General features: G+C 43.9%; 1 protein-coding gene. It reads right to left on the reverse strand.

What is annotated here, in order from left to right:
- A partial coding sequence (locus AC3WRW_RS33005; RefSeq protein ID WP_492550440.1) for an IS110 family RNA-guided transposase occupies positions 1-734 on the reverse strand: 734 nt, incomplete at its 3' end.
- Positions 735-936 lie beyond the last annotated feature (202 nt).

Consider the following 936-nt stretch of genomic DNA (forward strand, 5'->3'; position numbering starts at 1 on the left):
TGAATTTCTTTCTCTACCCGATCTATTGCTTTTTCTATGAATAGTAGGTGCTCCCATGAAAAACGCATCATATCTCGATGATGCTGACGTAGACGTCCATTGAGAGATTGAAGAAGTTTAGCAGATTTATGCTTCAATGCACCTTTCATTTCTGTTTCTAGGAACTCCATGGTAATCACTTCAGCATCCACAAGACGCTGGATCAAGAGCCGTCCAGAAACACCAAAAACATCGGACATATGAGTGGTAAGTTTAACATTAGCATCTTGAAGAACTTTATGTATTCTGTTCTTCTCCGCTGTAGCGTCATGTACAAGTTTTTTGCGATATCTAGTTAGGTCTCTTAATTCCCGGATATCTACAGGTGGAACGAAGCTTCCTTCAATAAGACCACAGCGAAGTAATTTAGCAATCCACTCGGCATCTTTCATGTCGGTTTTACGTCCAGGCAAATTTTTAATGTGGTGGGCATTCGCAAGGAGCAAAGAAAGATCGAAGGCTTCAAGTACGTTCCAAACGGGTTTCCAAAAGACTCCCGTGCTTTCCATGGCAACATGCGTGCACTGCTGTTCCGCGAGCCATTCACCAAGCTCAAGTAGTTCTTCGGTCATCGTTCCGAACGTTCGAATTTCACGCACTGGCGAGCGGTCTAAAGGACCAGAGAGAACGCAAGCAACAACCGTTTCTTGGTGGACATCAAGTCCGGCACACCGCTCAAGAATAGCTTCCATCATAGGTGAAACACACTCCTTACGTCAAATGTAGTGAACCGAAAGGCAACCTGAACAATGAAATTTTTTTATCCGGACTCGAAGTCCTATACCCTGTGCTTCAAGGTTGCCACATCCGTTTTTGTTTCGGGGTCGAACCACCGTAAAAAGCCACGACGTCGCTCGGTTCATTACACAGTATTGGAGGTTTTATAAGAATTTAAAA

This window comes from Paenibacillus sp. FW126-R14, from assembly GCF_058789495.1.